Source organism: Kineococcus sp. NBC_00420, assembly GCF_036021035.1.
GTDB lineage: Bacteria > Actinomycetota > Actinomycetes > Actinomycetales > Kineococcaceae > Kineococcus.
In genome coordinates, this window is record NZ_CP107930.1 from 4,190,993 (window position 1) to 4,209,017 (window position 18,025).

The 18,025-nt window shown below is 73.2% G+C and carries 16 protein-coding genes and 1 pseudogene; 9 read left to right on the forward strand and 8 right to left on the reverse strand.

The genetic code is table 11. The features are described 5' to 3' along the window. Window positions 1-14: 14 nt before the first annotated feature. The 3 genes from OG218_RS20690 to OG218_RS20700 all read left to right on the forward strand — a co-directional run bounded on the left by OG218_RS20690 (window position 15) and on the right by OG218_RS20700 (window position 3,981). Complete coding sequence (locus OG218_RS20690) at window positions 15-1,961, forward strand: ArnT family glycosyltransferase (protein WP_328295106.1); 1,947 nt, start codon at window positions 15-17, stop codon at window positions 1,959-1,961. A 103-nt stretch (window positions 1,962-2,064) separates the two neighbouring features. Then, a complete protein-coding gene (locus OG218_RS20695) occupies window positions 2,065-3,537 on the forward strand; it encodes a malate:quinone oxidoreductase (RefSeq protein WP_442906410.1) in 1,473 nt (490 codons plus the stop codon). 3 nt (window positions 3,538-3,540) lie between these two features. After that, window positions 3,541-3,981, forward strand: coding sequence for a YdeI/OmpD-associated family protein (locus OG218_RS20700; RefSeq protein WP_328295108.1), 441 nt, complete (start codon window positions 3,541-3,543; stop codon window positions 3,979-3,981). Here OG218_RS20700 and OG218_RS20705 read toward each other — a convergent pair. Then, window positions 3,978-4,385, reverse strand: a complete 408-nt coding sequence (locus OG218_RS20705; protein WP_328295109.1) for a TIGR03618 family F420-dependent PPOX class oxidoreductase — start codon at window positions 4,383-4,385, stop codon at window positions 3,978-3,980. The two genes, OG218_RS20700 and OG218_RS20705, sit on opposite strands and share 4 nt — an antisense overlap. A 176-nt stretch (window positions 4,386-4,561) precedes the next feature. On the opposite strand from OG218_RS20705, the pseudogene OG218_RS20710 reads away from it, so the two are divergent. Beyond that, window positions 4,562-4,858 (forward strand): annotated as a pseudogene (locus OG218_RS20710) (methylated-DNA--[protein]-cysteine S-methyltransferase); the annotation flags it as partial. Further along, window positions 4,828-5,808, forward strand: coding sequence for a GNAT family N-acetyltransferase (locus OG218_RS20715; protein WP_328295111.1), 981 nt, complete (start codon window positions 4,828-4,830; stop codon window positions 5,806-5,808). The pseudogene OG218_RS20710 and the gene OG218_RS20715, both read left to right, overlap by 31 nt. Before the next feature lie 7 nt (window positions 5,809-5,815). Here OG218_RS20715 and OG218_RS20720 read toward each other — a convergent pair whose 3' ends face one another. Further along, window positions 5,816-6,679, reverse strand: coding sequence for a hypothetical protein (locus OG218_RS20720; protein ID WP_328295112.1), 864 nt, complete (start codon window positions 6,677-6,679; stop codon window positions 5,816-5,818). A 156-nt stretch (window positions 6,680-6,835) separates the two neighbouring features. On the opposite strand from OG218_RS20720, the gene OG218_RS20725 reads away from it, so the two are divergent. Beyond that, window positions 6,836-7,531, forward strand: coding sequence for a response regulator transcription factor (locus tag OG218_RS20725; RefSeq protein WP_328295113.1), 696 nt, complete (start codon window positions 6,836-6,838; stop codon window positions 7,529-7,531). 3 nt (window positions 7,532-7,534) lie between these two features. Further along, window positions 7,535-8,899: a sensor histidine kinase gene (locus tag OG218_RS20730; protein WP_328295114.1), complete on the forward strand. Its 1,365-nt coding sequence runs from the start codon at window positions 7,535-7,537 to the stop codon at window positions 8,897-8,899. A 6-nt stretch (window positions 8,900-8,905) separates the two neighbouring features. Here OG218_RS20730 and OG218_RS20735 read toward each other — a convergent pair whose 3' ends face one another. Beyond that, entirely contained in the window at window positions 8,906-9,361 is a 456-nt protein-coding gene (locus tag OG218_RS20735; protein ID WP_380162190.1) for a low molecular weight protein-tyrosine-phosphatase, read from the reverse strand. 156 nt (window positions 9,362-9,517) lie between these two features. Here OG218_RS20735 and OG218_RS20740 point away from each other — a divergent pair, with 156 nt between their 5' ends. Continuing rightward, on the forward strand, window positions 9,518-11,749 hold the full coding sequence (locus OG218_RS20740; RefSeq protein WP_328295116.1) for a hypothetical protein: 2,232 nt from the start codon (window positions 9,518-9,520) through the stop codon (window positions 11,747-11,749). A gap of 59 nt (window positions 11,750-11,808) precedes the next feature. Here OG218_RS20740 and OG218_RS20745 read toward each other — a convergent pair whose 3' ends face one another. Both OG218_RS20745 and OG218_RS20750 read right to left on the reverse strand, forming a co-directional pair. Beyond that, window positions 11,809-13,503, reverse strand: a complete 1,695-nt coding sequence (locus OG218_RS20745; protein ID WP_328295117.1) for a sodium:solute symporter family protein — start codon at window positions 13,501-13,503, stop codon at window positions 11,809-11,811. Then, complete coding sequence (locus OG218_RS20750) at window positions 13,500-13,793, reverse strand: hypothetical protein (RefSeq protein ID WP_328295118.1); 294 nt, start codon at window positions 13,791-13,793, stop codon at window positions 13,500-13,502. Before OG218_RS20750 ends, OG218_RS20745 begins: the two co-directional genes overlap by 4 nt. Before the next feature lie 206 nt (window positions 13,794-13,999). Between OG218_RS20750 and OG218_RS20755 the strand changes: the two genes are divergently transcribed. Beyond that, on the forward strand, window positions 14,000-14,224 hold the full coding sequence (locus tag OG218_RS20755) for a hypothetical protein (protein ID WP_328295119.1): 225 nt from the start codon (window positions 14,000-14,002) through the stop codon (window positions 14,222-14,224). A gap of 9 nt (window positions 14,225-14,233) precedes the next feature. Here OG218_RS20755 and OG218_RS20760 read toward each other — a convergent pair whose 3' ends face one another. The 3 genes from OG218_RS20760 to OG218_RS20770 all read right to left on the reverse strand — a co-directional run bounded on the left by OG218_RS20760 (window position 14,234) and on the right by OG218_RS20770 (window position 18,003). Continuing rightward, on the reverse strand, window positions 14,234-15,040 hold the full coding sequence (locus tag OG218_RS20760; protein ID WP_328295120.1) for a methyl-accepting chemotaxis protein: 807 nt from the start codon (window positions 15,038-15,040) through the stop codon (window positions 14,234-14,236). 59 nt (window positions 15,041-15,099) lie between these two features. Further along, window positions 15,100-15,222 carry a hypothetical protein gene (locus tag OG218_RS20765; RefSeq protein WP_328295121.1) on the reverse strand — a complete coding sequence of 41 codons (123 nt, stop codon included), beginning with the start codon at window positions 15,220-15,222 and terminating at the stop codon, window positions 15,100-15,102. Window positions 15,223-15,480: 258 nt separating this feature from the next. Next, complete coding sequence (locus OG218_RS20770; protein WP_328295122.1) at window positions 15,481-18,003, reverse strand: hypothetical protein; 2,523 nt, start codon at window positions 18,001-18,003, stop codon at window positions 15,481-15,483. Window positions 18,004-18,025 lie beyond the last annotated feature (22 nt).

Sequence of the window (18,025 nt, forward strand, 5' to 3'; positions counted from 1 at the left end):
CCGAACGTCTCGGCATGACCACCACCACGACGGCGCGCGGCGACGCGGGCACGGGACCGGCCGCGCCGCCCACGGGGCGAGCCCACCACCCGCACTGGGTCCGCTGGGCGACGATCGCGCTGCTGGCGGCGACGGGCGTCCTCTACCTCGTCGACCTCTCGGCCTCCGGCTACGCGAACAGCTTCTACGCGGCGGCCGTGCAGGCCGGGTCGCAGAGCTGGAAGGCCTGGTTCTTCGGCTCGATCGACACCCAGAACTTCATCACCGTCGACAAACCGCCGGCCTCGCTGTGGGTCAGCGGGATCGCCGCGCGCGTCTTCGGGTTCAGCAGCTGGTCGCTGCTCGTCCCGCAGGCCCTCGAGGGGGTCGGCGCGGTGTGGCTGGTCAACGCCGCGGTCCGCCGCTGGCACGGGCCGGTCGCCGGCCTGATCGCCGGGGCGGCCCTCGCCCTGACCCCCGCGGCCGCGCTGATCTTCCGCTTCGACAACCCCGACGCGCTGCTCGTGCTGCTCATGACCCTCGCGGCCTACTGCACCGTGCGGGCGACGGAGAGGGCGTCGTGGAAGTGGCTGGCCTGGGCCGGGGTCGCGATCGGGTTCGCCTTCCTCACCAAGATGCTGCAGGGCTTCCTCGTCCTGCCCGGTCTGGCGCTGGTCTACCTGTGGGCGGCGCCGACGGGACTCGGCAGGCGCGTCCTGCACCTGCTCGGTGCGGCCGCCGCGGTCGTCGTCGCCGCCGGCTGGTGGGTCCTCGCGGTCACCGTCTGGCCGGGGGAGAAGCCCTACATCGGCGGTTCCACCGACGGCACCGTCATGGACCTCGTCCTCGGCTACAACGGCCTCGGGCGCATCCTCGGCTCCGACGGCAACGGCGGGGGCGGCGGCGGGATGTCCGGCGGGACGCCGGGGTCCAGCTTCGGCGGTACCGCGACCTGGCAGCGCCTGTTCTCCTCCGAGATGGGCAACGAGATCTCCTGGCTGCTGCCCGCGGCGCTGCTCGCCCTGGTCCTCGGGCTGATCGCCCGGGGTCGCGCACCGCGCACCGACCTGCGGCGCGCCTCGCTGATCATGTGGGGCGGCTGGCTGGTCGTCTCCGGGCTGACCTTCGCCTACATGGAAGGGACCGTCCACCCGTACTACACGGTGGCGCTGGCCCCGGCCGTCGCGGCGCTCGCCGCCGGTGGCGGGCAGGTCCTCTGGGCCGCTCGGACGCGGATCCTGGCCCGGGTCGGCCTCGCGCTGGTCCTCGCCTCGGCCGGCGTCTGGGCCTTCGTCCTGCTGCACCGCAACGGGACCTGGGTGTGGGCGGGCTGGCTGCTGATGCTGGTGACCGTCGCGCTGGCGACCGGGTTCGTCGTGACCCCGGTGCGGATGCGCAGGCTCGCGATCGTCCTGGTGCTCTCGGGCACGATCGTCGGCCTGGGCGGGTCGGCGTCCTACGCGGTGGCCACCGCGGCCACCGCGCACACCGGGTCCATCCCCACCGTCGGACCGTCGGGCGCTGCGGCCGGCAGCGGCACGGGCGGGGGATTCGGCGGGGCCGGCGGGTTCGCGGGGCGGCCCCAGGACGGCAGCACGGGCCAGGCGCCGGGTGCGGCGACCACCAGCAGTGACCTCGTGACCCTCCTGCAGGACGCGGGCACGACCTGGGCGGCGGCGGTGTCCGGATCGCAGTCGGCGGCCTCGCTCGAACTGGCCAGCGACACCGCCGTCATGGCGATGGGCGGCTGGAGCGACGACCCGACCCCGACGCTCGCGCAGTTCCAGCAGTACGTCGCCGACGGCGACGTCCACTACCTGGTCGGTGGTGGCGGGATGGGTGGCGGCAGGCAGGGCGGCGGCAGGGACTCCGACGTCACGAAGATCCAGGAGTGGGTCGCGGCGAACTACACCGCGCTGACCGTGGGCGGGCAGACCGTCTACGACCTCACACAGCCGCTCAGCTCGGCCACCACCAGCTGAGCGAGAGCTACCTCACACTGGGGCGCCGCCCGGACTCCCGGGCGGCGCCCCGGTGCGTCCAGGTCGTAACCTTCGGTGGTCCGACGATCTCCTACCAACGAGGGTGAGTCTCGTGCCCGCATCGAACCGCTACGACGCCGTGCTCATCGGGGGCGGGGTCATGAGCGCCACGCTCGCGACGATGCTGGCCGAGGTGGAGCCGGACTGGAAGGTCCTGGTCCTGGAGAAGCTCGACACCGTCGGGGCCGAGAGCTCGGACATGTGGAACAACGCCGGCACCGGCCACTCCGCGCTGTGCGAGCTGAACTACACCCCGGCCACGGCCGACGGCGGGGTCGAGATCAGCAAGGCCGTCGCCATCAACGAGCAGTTCCAGTTGTCGCGCCAGTTCTGGTCCCACCTCGTCGAGGAGGGGGTCCTCCCCGACCCCCGCGACTTCATCAACTCCGTCCCGCACATGAGCTTCGTCCGCGGCGGGGACGTCGAGTTCCTCCGCGCCCGCCACGAAGCGCTGAGCCGGCACCCGTTGTTCGCGGGGATGGAGTGGGCCGAGGACCAGGCCACGATCGGGGAGTGGGCCCCGCTGCTCACCCAGGGCCGCGGTGTCGGGGAGAAGGTCGCCGCGACCCGGGCCGACGCAGGGACGGACGTCGACTTCGGCTCCCTCACCAAGCAGTTGTTCACGGGCGCCGCGAAGGCGGGCGTGGAGCTCCTCACCGGGTACACGGTCAAGGACCTGCGTCGTCGTGGTTCGGGCTGGACCGTCCTGGGGGCGAGTTCGACCGGAAGCTTCGAGATCGCCACCCCGTTCGTGTTCGTCGGTTCCGGCGGTGGAGCGCTGCACCTGCTGCAGCGCAGCGGCATCCCCGAGGGCGAGGGTTTCGGCGGGTTCCCCGTCAGCGGCCAGTGGTTGCGGTGCACGAACCCCGACGTGATCGCCGAGCACGGGGCCAAGGTCTACGGGCAGGCCGAGGTGGGGGCGCCGCCGATGTCGGTGCCGCACCTGGACACCCGCTACGACCACGGCCGGAAGGCCCTGATGTTCGGGCCCTACGCCGGGTTCTCGCCGAAGTTCCTGAAGCAGGGTTCGCTGCTGGACCTGCCGCTGTCCGTGCGCCCGCACAACCTGCTGCCGATGCTCGCCGTGGCCCGCGACAACGTCTCGCTCATGACCTACCTGGGCAAGCAGATCGTGCAGTCGATGGACCAGCGCCTCGACGCGCTGAAGATCTTCTACCCCGACGCCCGCGCCGAGGACTGGGAGCTGCTGACCGCGGGTCAGCGGGTCCAGGTCATCAAGAAGGGCAAGCGCGGCGGGGTGCTGCAGTTCGGCACCGAACTTGTCCACGCCGCCGACGGTTCCGTCGCGGCGCTGCTCGGTGCCTCCCCGGGGGCCTCGACGGCCGTCGAGGTGATGCTGCGGCTGCTGCGGCAGTGCTTCCCGGCCCACCAGGACCTCTGGCGTTCCCGGTTGGAGGCGATGGTGCCCTCCTACGGCACGAAGCTCTCCGACGACACCGACCTCCTCACGAAGACGCTGTCCCGCACCAGCGACGTCCTCAAGCTGGCGGCCTGAGCCGTGGCGGTCTCGTTCACCGCGACCGTGGAACTGCACCGCACGACCGCGACCGGGATCGAGGTCCCGGCGGACGTCGTCCAGGCGCTGGACGGCGGGAAGCGGCCGGCGGTCGTCGTCACCTTCGCGGGGTACAGCTACCGCACGACGGTCGGGGTCATGGGCGGCCGCAGCCTCGTCCCGATCAGCGCCGAGGTGCGGGCGGCGTCGGGGGTGGCGGCCGGTGACGAGCTCGAGGTCACCCTCGACCTCGACACCGCACCGCGCACGGTCGAGGTACCACCCGACCTCGCCCGGGCCCTCGAAGGGGCCGGTCTGAGCGCCGCGTTCGAGGCGCTGTCGCCCTCGGCCCGCAAGGCGCACGTCACCTCCGTCGAGGGGGCCAAGGCGGAGGCGACGCGCATGCGCCGCGTCGAGAAGGTCGTCAGCGACCTCTCCCGCTAGTCGTTCTTCACCGCACCCCAGCCGTGCCAGTTGCCGATCTCGACGATGACCGTCACCCGCGGGCTGTCGCGGTTGGGGTAGGGGCGACCGGTGTAGTGGGTGGAGACCCGGTCGATGTCGGCGAGGTCGGTGTCGTCGCGGACCTCCACGACGTCCCCCTGCACGCTGACGTGGGTGTACCAGTCGCCCTCGGCCAGCGCGGTCAGCGAGACCTTCGGGTTCGCCTTCAGGTGCCGCAGCCGGGCGCGGCTCGCGTCGAGGTTCAGCAGCAGCCTGCCGTCCTCGAACAGGTACCAGGTCGCGACGGTCACCGGGTGGCCGTCGGGGTGGATCGTCGCCATGACGGCCGGGTTCGGCTTCGCGAACAGCGCCGCGACGTCGTCGGGCAGCGGGGGCTTGGGCACGGTTCCTCCAGGGGTGCGCGGGTGGGACGCTGAGCACCGTACGACACCGTCCGCGGGGAGGAACCTGGTGCGCTGGACCGTGCTCGCCCCGCCGGACCCGCCGAACGCGACGACACCGCCTTCGACGACGACGACGTCGCCGGCCAGCTCGCGGGGTACTTCGCGGGGGAGCGGCGCTGCGCGAGATCCCCTACGGCGAGACGTCGACGTACGGGGCCGTCGCCTGACGCCTCGGCGGGGTCGGGCACGCCCAGGCCGTGGGGGTCGCGAACGGTCGCAACCCGATCTCGATCGTCGTGCCCTGCCACCGCGTCGTCGGTCACGACGGGGCGCTCGTCGAGTACGCGGACGGGTTGTGGTGCAAGCGCTTCCTGCTCGTCCTGGAGGAACCCGCCGCGGACGACGCGGGGCGCCTGTTCCAGGACGTGGTAGTCCTGGGACCGTGCTGCCCGGTCTCTCCTCGCGTCCGCTGACCCTCGACGACGTGCCCGCGTGGTGGCGGCTGGAGGAACGTGCCGCCGCCCTCGACCACCCCCACTCCCGGGAGGGCGAGGCGTCGTTGCGCTCCCGCCTGGTCGGTGAGGGTTTCGACCCCGCGCGGCAGAGCACCGGGGGTTTCGACGAGGCCGGGGAACTGCGGGCGCTCGGCTGGCTCGGACTGCGCCTCGGGGACACCGAGCACCTGCGGCTGCACTTCACCGGGGTCGTCGACCCCGCCTGGCGCGGGCGGGGCGTGGGTCGCGAACTGCTGGCCTGGGCCGAGGCGACCGCCCGGGAGCGGACGGCGTGGCGCCGCGCCGACCTCGGGCGGGACGTCCCCGCCGCCCTGCAGGTGTGGGCCGCCGACGACCGCAAGGACCTCGCCCGCCTCTGCGCCGCCGGCGGACTCGGCGTTCGGCGCCACTTCAGCACGATGCGCCTGGACCTGCGTCCCGGCGTGCCCGACGCCCCCGAGCCGCCCGCGGGGTACCGCCTCGTCCGGGTGGACGAGCACGGCACCGAGGGGTTGCGGGAGGCGCACAACGAGGTGTTCGCCGACCACTGGGGTTCGCAGCCGCTGACCCCGGCGGACTGGTCGCTGCTCGTCGTCGACAACCCCACGTTCCGGCCCGCGTGGAGCTACCTCGTCCTGCACGGCGAGGAGATCGCCGGGTACGCCGCGGTGCACGCCCACGAGGACGACTGGCCGGCGCTCGGTTTCGGCGAGGCCCACCTCGACACCCTCGGGGTGCGACGCACCCACCGCGGGCACCGGCTGGCCGGGGTCCTGCTGGCCGCCGTCGCCCGCCGCGCCGCCGAGGTCGGACTGGCCGCGGTGGCCCTCGACGTCGACACCGAGAACCCCTCCGGCGCAGTGGGTCTCTACGAACGCGCCGGGTACGTCCGGGCCCACGGCGCGACGCTGCACGCCAAGGCCGTCTGAGCGGGCGTCACGACCCCGTCGTGGGCGCGGCCGAGGTCGTCGGCGCCGCCGGCGTCGAGCCGTCCGTCGAGGGGGCGCCGGGCGATCCCGCCGGCGGGGTGGGTGCGTCGGTGCCCGGAGCGGGCGGGGCGGGCGCGTCGGCGCCGGGAGCAGGCGGGGTGGGAGCTCCGGCCGGCGGGGTCGGCGGGGTCGGCCGGCCGACCTCGACGCGGGTCGCGGTGAAGGATCCGTCGGAGGACACCGCGGAACCGGCGGCAGCCTCGGCGTGCACGTGCTGCCCCACGACGATGGCGGACGCGTCGGCGGCGACGCCGTCGGCCAGCACCTCGGCACCGGCCACGTCGACGACGGCGGTGCGTCCGTCGGGCCCGCTCAGGGTGACGGTTTCGCCGTCGACGGCGGTCACCTCACCGTCGGCGCGCAACGGTTCGACGACGACCCGCTGCGCGGCACCGCCTTCGCTGACGAGGTCGGCGTGCACGTGCTGGCCCACGGTGAGGGCGGAGCGGTCGGCGCTGCCCTCGCCCAGGCCGGGTCCCCGGTCGAGGACGACGGTCGTGTCGTCGTCCAGGGTCACGGTCGCCGTCTCACCCTGGGGGCCGGTGACGACGAGGGTGTCGCCGTCGAGGCTCGTGATGGTGCCGTGGGCGTGCCGGGCGTCGTCGACGGCCGGGCCCACGGGTCCCGCGGGAGCGGGGGGCGGCGTCAGGGTCGTGTCGGTCCCGCTGGTCCCACTGGTGGTGCTGGGGGCCGGGGTGGCGGTGCCGTCGGCGAAGGCGGTCGCGCTGGCGCCGGCCACCGCTGTGGCGGCGACGAGGGCGCCCAGCGCGGTGCGGCGCAGTCGAGCACGGGTACGGGGGGTGTTCGACACGGTGTTCCTCCAGTCGTCCGGGGTCTCTCCCCGGTCGAGACCACTGGACCCGGTGGACCTGAAGTCGACCTGAAGCGCGGCGTCGCTGCCGCGTTCTTCAGCCGGGCTTCAGGCTCCGGTGTGGCCGCCGGCTCCGGCCTCTGCGATGTTCGGCGGGTGCCCCCCACCGCCGTCCGCGTCCTCTTCGTCGAGGACGACCCCCTCATCGCGGAGTCGGTGGCCGCCGCGCTGACCGCAGCCGGGATGGTGGTGCACAGCCAGGCCGACGGGAGCGACCTGCCCGCCGTCCTCGACGCCTTCCGTCCCGACATCGCCGTGCTCGACGTGATGCTCCCCGGCGAGGACGGTCTCTCGCTGGCCCGCCGGGTCTGCGTCCCCCGCGACGTCCCCGTCGTCTTCGTCACCGCCCGCGACGCCGTCGACGACCGGTTGTCGGGGTTCGACGCCGGCGCCGACGACTACCTCGTCAAACCCTTCGCCGTCGAGGAACTCCTCGTCCGGCTGCGGGCCGTGCTGCGCCGCGCCGGGCGGGCACCGCAGGTCGTGCAGGTCGACGACCTCGTCCTCGACGAGTCCGCCGCGGTCGCGGTGCGGGCGGGGGAGCGCCTCGACCTGACGGCCACGGAGTTCAGGCTGCTGGCCCAGCTCGTCCGCCACCGCGGACGCACCCTGTCGAAGTTGCAGCTGCTGACCCAGGTCTGGGGGTACGAGCACTACGACCAGAACCTCGTCGAGGTTCACGTCAGTGCGCTGCGCCGCAAGCTGGAGGAGCACGGACCGCGCATCGTGCACACCGAACGCGGCATCGGCTACGTCCTGCGGGCCGACCTCACCCCCCGCCGGGACGGGTGAGGCGTGCGCACCGTCTCACTGCGACGGCGGGTCGTCGCCGTGTCCGCCGCCGTCGTCGTCCTGCTGCTGCTCGCCGTCGGGGTCTTCGTCGACGCCGACCTGGGCTCGCGGCTGCGCGATGACGCCCGCGCCCGACTCGTCGGGCTGGCCGACCTCGGGGTCCAGCTCGACGGGGTCGTCGACGACCAGACCCTGGTGAACCGCCTCGCCACCGCCGGGGCCTCGGCGGAGCTGCAGACCGACGGGGGCACCGTCGTGGGGCGACCGGGTCCCGGTGCCGGCCCGGCGGCGGGTCCCCCCGGCCCGGCTGCCGCCGCGCCCGGTCCCGCGGCCGACGTCGTCGAGGACGGGGACCTGCTGCGGGTCGAGCGGGAGCTGGGCGACGGGCGGGTGCTGGAGGTGACGACCTCGCTGCGCCCCGTCGAGGACGCCCGGTCGCAGTTCCGGCGCTCGATGCTGTGGGGTGGGGCCATCGGCGTCGTCGTGGCCGTCCTCGCTCTCTGGTTGCTCCTGGGCCGGGCCCTCGTCCCGCTGGACACGATGACCCGCACCGCCCGGTCCATCGCCGCCGGCGACCGCGGCCGACGACTGGCACCGGACCGGGCGGGAACGGAACTCGGACGGGTCGCGGTCGCCTTCGACGAGATGCTGGACTCCCTCGAGGGCGCGGAGTCCCGCGCCTCGCAGGCCCGGGACCGGTTGCAGCGCTTCCTCTCCGACGCCGCCCACGACCTGCGGACACCGCTGGCCGCGGTGGTCGCCGCCGCGGAACGGCTGCTGCTCGACAGCGGCTCCCGCGAGCAGCGCGAGGAGGCCGCGGTGCGGATCGTGCGGGAGGCCCGCCGCGCGGGCCGGTTGGTGAGCGACCTGCTCGCGGTGTCGCGGCTGGAGGAGGTCCGCCCGCAGCCGTCACCGCTGGACCTCGCCGACGTCGTCCGCACGGCCGTCCACGACGCGGCACCCGGGGCGCCCGTGGAGGTCCGGGCCGCCGCGGTGCCCTTGCGCGCCGACGCCGAACACGTGCGCCGGGTCGTGGTGAACCTCCTCGCCAACGCCCGCGTCGCCGCGCCCGGGGGACGCGTCGTCGTCGTGGTCGACCGCGCCGACGACGGCCGCTGGGGACGGGTCGTCGTGGCCGACGACGGGCCCGGCATCGCCCCCGCCGACCGGGAACTCGTCTTCGAACGCCTCGTCCGCCTCGACCCCTCCCGCACCGGCGACGGGGGAGCGGGGCTCGGGTTGTCGATCTCGCGCGGGCTGGCCCGCGCCGCGGGCGGGGACCTGCGCTGCGCGGACCCCGACGACCCGACGCTGCCGCCGGACCTCCCGGCCGGCGCCGTGCTCGTCCTCACCCTGCCCGCGGGCTGAGGCGGGTCAGAGCATCCGGCGCACGTGCTCCACGACGGCGTCGGCCGCCGCCTCGACCTGTTCCAGGGTCCGCTCGAAGTCCTCGCGGCCGCCGTACCAGGGGTCGGCCATGTCCGGACCGGACCCCTCGGCGCCCGGTTCGAACGACCGGTACAGCCGGACCTCCGCGTCGGGGTCCCGGCTGCGTAGCCACTGCGCGTGCCGGGACGTCATGGCCAGCAGCAGGTCCCGGTGCGCGATCTCGTCGACCGTGACCTGGTGGGCCCGGTGGGTGGGCACCTCGTAGCCGTGTTCGCGCAGCACCGCCGCGGCGCGCCGGTCGATCGGGTTGCCGTCCTCCTCGTCGGAGATGCCCGAGGAGTCGACCACCACCCGCTCGGCGAGCCCGGCCGCAGCGAGCCGGTCACGCAGGACCACCTCGGCGATCGGGGAACGACAGATGTTGCCCGTGCAGACGGTCATGATGCGCAGAGGATCGGTGCTCACCCGCACAGTCTGTCGAACTCGACCGCCGCGTCCCCTTGTGGGCTGGCTGTGAGTGGTGAAAGCTCACAGCGCGCACAGGTCGTGACCCTTCCGGGGGAAGGGTCACCCGTGCCACGACCCAGGAGGAGATTCATGGTCCACCCCTCGCGCGGCGGCCGACTGGCCCTGGCCGCCCTGTCGGTGACGGCGCTCGCGATCCCGGCGTCGGCGACCGCTGCCTCGGCCGAACCGTCCCTGCTGTCGGTGCCGCTGGCCTCCGACATGACGCTCGTCGACGGGAACTACCAGGACGGGCGACCGCTGCCGCTGACCTCCCAGGCGGAGGCGGGTGCCGCGCGGACGACGCTGTCCGCCCCGCAGACGCGCAGCGGCGGTGGGGTTCGGGTCGGTGACGAGAAGGACTGGCCGTCCCTCATCGACGGCGGCGTCACCCCCGACGGCGAGGTGTTCGACACCGCCATCGACGTCCGCGGTTACACCCTCAAGGGTCTCGGCGACCACATCGAGGTCTGGGTCGCCGACGACCTCGGCTTCCCCGAGGGCGACTGCCGCAACACCCTCTCCGACGGGGCGCTGACGTCGGTCACCGACGCCCAGGCCCAGAGCTTCGCCGACGAGTTCGACGACAACATGCTGCCGAAGGAGTCCGAGGCGTTCTCGGTCGCCCCCGACCGCGACGGGTCGAACCAGGTGTTCAGCTCGCTCTTCCCCGACGGCACCTACCCGGCCGACTACTGGAACGGCGAGGGGGACCGGACCGTCGCGCTCATCGACAACGTGCGCGACCAGAACTACTACGACCCGACCAACGTCAACGGCCGCACCTACATCGGCGGGTTCTTCTACTCGACGTTCAACGAGCTCCTCGACCGCAACGTCATGACCATCGACGGGTTCGACTGGCTGCACCGCACCGGCACCAACCCGCCGGACGACTCCGACGACCCCGCCTACCAGGCCTGCGCGGACTTCCTGCAGCGTCCCGGCCTCGGTGAACCCCGGGTGCGCAACTACGAGGGCACCTTCGCCCACGAGTACCAGCACCTGCTGCAGTACTACACCGACTCCGACGAGTTCAACTGGGTCAACGAGGGGCTCTCGGACTGGGCGCAGACCCTCGTCGGTTACGTCGACCCGTCGGTCCCGCTGGACGACCCGACGGCCGACAGCCACCTCTCCTCGTTCTTCGGCTGGAACCCCACGCAGAGCTTCGGCGGCCCGGAGCAGTCCGTCACCCAGTGGGGTGACCAAGGCGCTCCGGAGACCCTCGCGGACTACGGCGCCACCTACGCGTTCATGCTCTACCTCGCCGACCACTTCGGTGGTGACGAGTTCATGAGCGCCCTGCACAACGAACCCGCGAACGGGCTCGCCGGTCTGCAGAAGGTCCTCGACCAGTTCGGCTACGACGACGACGCCCTCGACGTCCTGCACGCCTACCTGGCCTCCAACGCCGTGGACGCGGCGATCGACGGCGGGGCGAGCGTGAAGCACGGGAACGCCGCGGACCTCACCTCGGGCGCGCTGTCCGGGATGGTCAACTGGGACACCCCGCAGGCCTACGACTCGCCCGGGGCCCCGGTCAACGGCGCGGACTACGTCCGGCTGCGCAACCTCGACGGCTACCTCTCCGACGGTTTCGTGAGCTTCGTCGGGGCGAGCAACTACCCGGTCAGCCCGGTCGAGTGGACCTCCGAGGACGGGAACCTCACCTCGGGCAAGGGCGACAACCTCGACCGTGCGATCGTGCGTTCCCTCGACGTCCCCGCGGACGACCCGACGATCACGCTGGACCTCGCCCTGGACACCGAGGAGGGCTACGACTACTTCTACGTCCAGGTCTACGACGAGGCGACGGGGACGTGGGTCAACCTGCCCACCGCCGACGCCGACCCCACCACGGGCGGGCTCAGCGGCGTCGTCAACGGTGAGACCGTCTTCGACGCCTCCTCGGTGGCCGGCCGGACCGTCGACGTGGCCCTGCGCTACGTCACCGACGGCGGGGTCTCCAACCCCGGCGTGACGGTGAAGTCGGTCCGTGTCGGGGGGAACGAACTCCCCGACGCGATGGACCTCTCGACCTGGCAGTCGCTGACCCAGGCGCACCCGATCCCGGTGGCGGGCTGGACGGTTCAGCTCGTCGGGTACTCCGGCGACCAGGTGTCCGTGGTGAAGCTGCCCGTCGTGAAGGCCCCCTGGGGCTGGACGACGGTTGCTCCGGTCTCGCTCGTCCTCGGGTTCACCCCCGACGTCGCCGCGGTGCTCGTGACCGCGGACGACCCGACCGAGACGGCGCCGTCCTACGCGCCGTACCAGATGTTCGCCAACGGGATCCTGCAGCCCGGCGGTGGTTCGGGCGCCTGAGCCCGGACGCAGGACGGCCCCGGAACCCTGCGCGGGTTCCGGGGCCGTCTGCGCGCGGGTCAGATGATCGCGAAGAGCACGTACCCGCCGACGGCCAGCACCAGCACGATCGTGGCGAGGACCGTCGGGTTGCGGTACCAGCCGGCCTCGCGCGGGACGGCACGCACCGAGGCGGGGGTGAGGGTCCAGACGAGGCCCTTCAGGTCCGCCTCCGGTTTCGGCGTCCCACCGCGGGAGACGAGCCAGCCGACGAGCACCGCCACGACCGTGGCGACGCCGCCGCCGAGGAAGCTGGAACCCTGCCCGGACAACGAGATCACCCCGACCTGGTTCAGCACGAACACGGACACCGCGCTGAGCGTCCCCGAGAGCAGGCCCCAGAAACCGGCCGTCCCGGTGAGCTTCTTCCAGAACAGGCCGAACGCGAACACCGCGAACAGCGGGACGTTGAAGAACGAGAACAACGTCTGGATGTAGTCCATGATGTTGCTGAACCCGGCGGCGATGAACGCGGTGCCGATGGCCAGCGCGGTCCCGACGACGGTCACGACGCGGCCGACCTTGAGGTAGTGCGCGTCGTCCTTGCCCGGTCGCAGCCAGTCCTGCCACAGGTCGTAGGTGAAGACCGTGTTGAAGGAGCTGACGTTCGCGGCCATGCCGGCCATGAACGCCGCGAGCAGACCGGCGAGCGCCACCCCGAGGAAGCCGTTGGGCAGCAGTTCGCGCAGCAGCAGCGGGACGGCGTCGTTGTAGGTGACGTCGCTCGGCAGGCCCTTCTTGAGGCTCTCGATGCCAGGGATCAGGACCGCGGCGATCATGCCGGGGATGATGATGACCAGCGCGATGAGCACCTTGGGGATGGCTGCGATGAGCGGGGTGCGCTGCGCCGCGGCGGCGTTGCGGGCGGAGAACGCCCGCTGCACCTCGGTGAAGTTGGTCGTCCAGTAGCCGAAGCTGGTGACGAAACCCAGGCCGAGGACGACGCCGAACGTGGAGCCCACGGCGCTGCCGATCCCGGTGAGGTCCTGGGCGGGGAACGCCTGCAGCATGTTCTGGCTGCCCTGGTCGGTCAGGCGCGAGACGAGCCCGTCCCAGCCGCCGACGCGGTGCAGGCCGACGAGGGTGATGGGGACCATCGTCACGACGATGACGAAGAACTGCAGGACCTCGTTGTAGATCGCGGCGGAGAGGCCACCGAGGAACGTGTAGGCCAGGACGATGACGCCGGCGACGACGATCGCCAGCCACGTCGGCCAGCCCAGCAGGGCGTTCACGACGATGGCCATCGCGTAGAGGTTCACGCCGGCCAGCAGGACGGAGGCGATGGCGAACAGCAGGCCCTGCAGGCGCTGGGTCTTCGCGTCGAAGCGGCGGCCGAGGAACTCCGGGACGGAGCGGACCTTCGAGCCGTAGTAGAACGGCATCATCACCAGCGCGAGGAACACCATCGCCGGGATCGCGCCGATCCAGTAGTAGTGGAACGCCTGCTCACCGAACTGGGCGCCGTTGGCGGCCTGACCGAGGAGTTCGGTGGCGCCGAGGTTGGCGGAGACGAAGGCGAGTCCGGTGACCCAGGCGGGCAGGCTGCGACCCGAGAGCAGGAAGTCCAGGCTCGAGGAGACGCTGCGGCGGGCGATGAGGCCGATGCCGAGGACGATGAGGAAGTAGAACCCGACGAGCAGGTAGTCGATGAGGTGGGCGTCGATGCGCAGGTTCGACGCGGTGGCCACGCTCGTCGCGAGGGTGGCGCTCACTTCGCGTCCTCCCCGTCAGGGAGGTCGGTGGCGTCGGTGGCCGGCGTCTCGGCGTGGAGCGGTTTCGCCACGGTCCAGCCGATGAAGAGCGCGGACAGGACCAGCATGCCGATCCCGGTCCACAGGTTGAGGTTGATGCCGCCCGTCTTGGCGCGGTCGGCGTCGGTGAACGACACCAGTCCGTAGATGAGGCAGACCACGCCGTAGACGGCGAACAGGCCGCCGATCACGGTGCGGATGTCGAAGAGGAGGTCGGCTTTGCCGTCGCCCCCCGTGCGTCGTGCAGACACGAGTCAGCTCCAGTGCAACGTTGAAGGATCGGCGGATACCTTTGCATGAGGCAACCGTTGCCACCCAACCGGGGTCTTGTGTGACGGGCGTCACATTGAGTCGACCGTGAGCTTCCGGGATCCAGGCACTCGACCACTTCGAAGACCGGAGGAGACGTCGAGCCGCAGGGGCTCGTGGAGGAGGCGGAGCAGTGGGGGACGATCAGATGAGTCGCGAAGCGGCCGCGTCGCGCGTCGCGTCGTGGACGGCCGACGAGGTGGACGTTCTGCGCGCCGTGGCTCGGGGACTCCCCGCGAGCGTCGTCGCGGAGCACCGGTGCAGCACCCTCGCCCAGGTCGGTGCCACGCTCGCCTCGGCCCGGGAGAAGGCGTCCGTCACCTCCACGCAGGCCGCGATCGGGCTCGCCCGGAAGGCCGGGCTCCTGGACTGACGGTGCAGGTCAGTGGCCCGGAACCGCTTCCACGCGGGACCGCAGACCGACCGCGACCGCGCCGAGACCCGCGGGCGCCGTGGCGGAGACGTCGAACACGATGCCGAGGTCGTGACCACCCGCAACGGTCCTGACCTGCGCGACGGCGCCCGCGAGGTCGAGGGTGCCGGTGCGGTGGGGCCAGTGCACGACGACGCGGGTGCCGACCCCAACGCGCCGCTGGGTCGACGCGGTGGTGACCCGCGCGTTTCCGAGCCCCAGGTCCAGCGCCGTCGCGGGGTTCTCCCGGCCCTCGACGCGCAGCACGACGTCCTGCTGGCAGGGGAACCGCGAGACCCGGCGCCGCTCCGTGGTGGCCGCGAGATCACCCATCTGGCGGGCGCCGTCCACGGCGGCGGCCACCGACCCCTGCAGCCGCACGAGTGCGTCGCGCTGCTGGTCGGCGACGGAGCGCAGACCGGCGGCGACGTCGTCGATCCCGGCGACGCGTGCCTGCACGGCGCGCAGGCTGCGGAGCACGGCGTGGGCGTCGGCCTGGACCGTCGTCACCGTCGTGGAGATCTCGTGGGTCGAGCCGGCCGTCGTCGCCGCGAGGTCCTTGACCTCCCCGGCCACCACGCGGAAGCCGTCGCCGGCCGCCCCGGCCCGGGCGGCCTCGATCGTGGCGTTCAGGGCCAGCAGCTTGGTCTGGTCGGCGACCCGGTCGGCCTCCGACCTCGCCGTCGCGGTGTCGAGGTCGGCCCGGGCGGCGGCTGCGCCCCGCTCGGCGGTCACCGACAGCCAGGCCAGCGCGGCCGTGCCGCACGCAGCGGCCACCACGGCGAGGAGGGCCGCGGTGAGGGCGAGCGGCCCGTCCAGCAGTGCGTGCGCGCCGCTCAGGACGAGAGCGGGAGCCAGCCCGAGCAGCGCACGACCCCGGCGCCGCGACCGGCGAGGACGGCGACGAACGGCCGCAACGGGACCGGGGCTCCGGCCACGGTCGGGCTCTGCTGGGGCATGCGTCGGTTCCCGTCGGGTGGACCTGCCGTGCGATCGACGGCCGTCGACCCGGATCGTGCATCGGCGTTCAGGGGGCCGGGATCGACCGTCCGACCCCCGGAGGATCACCCTTCCTGCCTGCCCGGGCGGGTGCGGTACCTCCCACCGAGACAGGCCGCCGACCGCCGTCCCGGTCCAGCAGGTACGCGGTGGTGATCGCCCGGCCGCGACCGCACCGACGACGAGGACCCCCACGTCCCGGGTGGGACGGGTGGCGGTCAGTTGATCTTGAGCCCCGCACCACGCATGCGCTTCTTGCTCCGCTGCACCGACTCCTTGAACGCCCGGATGACCTTGATCCCGCGGCGACGGAAACCGATGACGTCCATCGCGCCGTCGAGCAGCGCCTGCTCCTGCACCTCCAGCCCCAGGCGGGCGAACGTCAGGGCGACCGCGGCGTCGACGACCGCGGGCGGGGTCTGGTCCACGTTGGGGTGCCCGCCGTTCAGACCGGCGAGGAACTCCGCGACCCTCGTCTCGGCGTCCGCGGCGGAACCGAGACCCCGGGGCAGCTCAAGTTCGACGGGTTCTTCGGCGACGGGTTCTTCGGCGACGGGTTCTTCGGCGACGGGTTCTTCGGCGACGGGTTCTTCGGCGACGGGTTCTTCGGCGACGGGTTCTTCGGCGACGGGTTCTTCGGCGACGGGTTCTTCGGCGACGGGTTCTTCGGCGACGGGTTCTTCGGCGACGGGTTCTTCGGCGACGGGTTCTTCGGCGACGGGTTCTTCGGCGACGGGTTCTTCGGCGACGGGTTCTTCTCGGGCGCGGTCCAGGTCGGTGAACCGGGCGAGGGCGTCGGTGATCCGGCGGGTCGTCCCGCGCGGATCCCGAAACCAATCGAGGGCGGGGACGGTGAGGTGGCCCACGCGTGCATCCGCCAGCCGGGCGGGACGGGCGATCTCGCGGTCGCGCACCGTCCCCAGCGCAGCGTACGCGGGACCGTCCAGGTCGACCGCGAGGACGGGGAGTTCGCCGGTGCGTGCGGCCACGACCAGGTCGACGGCACGACCGGCCACCACCTCACCCGTGGTGACCGCCACCGTGCCACGCAACGCCGCGGCCAGGGACTCGCGGAAGGTCTCGATCGCGGGGGTGGCGACGACCGCCGGCCACCCGAGCTCGTGGGGTTCCACCGACCGGACCGTCCGAGTCCAGACGGAACCCGGGTCCGCTGCGCCGGTCGAGCGGACCACGACCAGTTGACGGGCCCGACCGGCCAGGTCCAGCACGCGGGCGGTCTCGAACTCCTGCGCGTCCACCACGACCAGGACGTCGTACCCGCCGTCGGGTGTCGCGGTGCGGGCCGGGCGGACGGTGCCGTCGGTGACGACCGCCCTCAGACCCTCGGCGGCACGGATCCGTCGTCCCGTCGCCAGCTCGCGCAGCTCCCGCCCCGGGTCGACGGAGGGTCCGGTGGTCCGTTCCTCGGTGAGCGCCCGCAGCCACACCGCACGGACGAACTGCCCGACGTCGGCCGCGGAGGCACCCGTGGGCAGCCCCGAACGGAGTTCGTCGAGCTCGGGGGCACCGATCGGCAGCGGCTCGCGCACCGGGGTGTCCGTCAGGGACTCGGCCTGCTCGGCCAGGGGGACGAACTCCGCGACCTCGAACTCGTCCAGGTCGGCCGGGACCCCGGAGAGCGTGCCCGCCGCCGTGCGCAGCGACCGGCGGACGAGCTCGACCTGGCCGGCGAGGTCGGCGCGGACCGGCCAGGTGGTCGGTGTGCCCGAGGACTGCTCGGCCCACGCGTCCTGCAGCACCTGCAGCGCGTCGACGTCGGCCACCCCGAACGCACCGTCGTGGCGCAGGCCGGCGAGGCGCTTCACCTCGCGGCGGCGGTCGCGTTCCTCGCTGCTCAGGAAGGAGCGCTGCGGGCGGGTCAGGACCTCACGGGCCCGGGCCAGGTCGGTGCGGAACGCCGCCGGCAGGTATGTGCTCCGGGCCGCCTCGACGCGGCCGAGCAGTTCCAGAGCACGGTCGACGTCGGCGAGGGTCCGGGGATGGTGCCAGGCCAGGTCGAGCACCAGACGCTCGGTCAGCGAGGTCAGGTCCCGCAGCTGGGTGGGGAGCGCGGTGACGGCGGCGACCTCGTCCTCCGAGCGCCCGGCGAGCGGGTCCGCCGCTGCGCCCGTCCCGCCCTGCAGGGCCTCCGCGATGCCCTCCCGGGCGCTCGCGGACCACGTCGCCGCTCCCGGCTGCAGCGGTGGGTGCACGTGCTGGGCCCGGAGGGCGACGAGCTCGGCCACCGCCTCGAAGAGGCTCGGGGCGCCGTCCGCCACCGGCTCGGCGGGTCGGGCCGCGCGCTGTTCCAGCTCCGAGACCAGCGCGGCCCAGCGCTGCGGGTCGTCCGCGACCGCGACGGGCAGGGGGGCCGGGGTCACCCCGTCCAGCAGGGGGACACCGAGCGCCGACACCTCCGTGGCGACCCGCGCGGCGGAGGAGCCGGCGAGCACGCCGACATCGGCGCCGTGGGTGAGCAGCACCGCCAGCAGCCCGGCGACGAACGTGGCCGCCTCCTCGCCCGCGTCGACGGCCACCGGCCCGCCGCCCAGGACGGCCCCCACCACGCGGCTGTGCCGGGACGTCGCGCTCTCGGGGAGCAGGTCGAGCCAGGACGCAGCGTCCGGTCCCTCGTCCGGCACGCGCAGCACGGGGACCGCCGCGTCGCTGCGCAGCGCGTCCAGCAGCTGGGTGTGCAGGGCGGCGTTCGGGACGTGGGGGGCGTACGGGTCGAAGCTCACGTTCGGAAAGTACCGGGCGGAG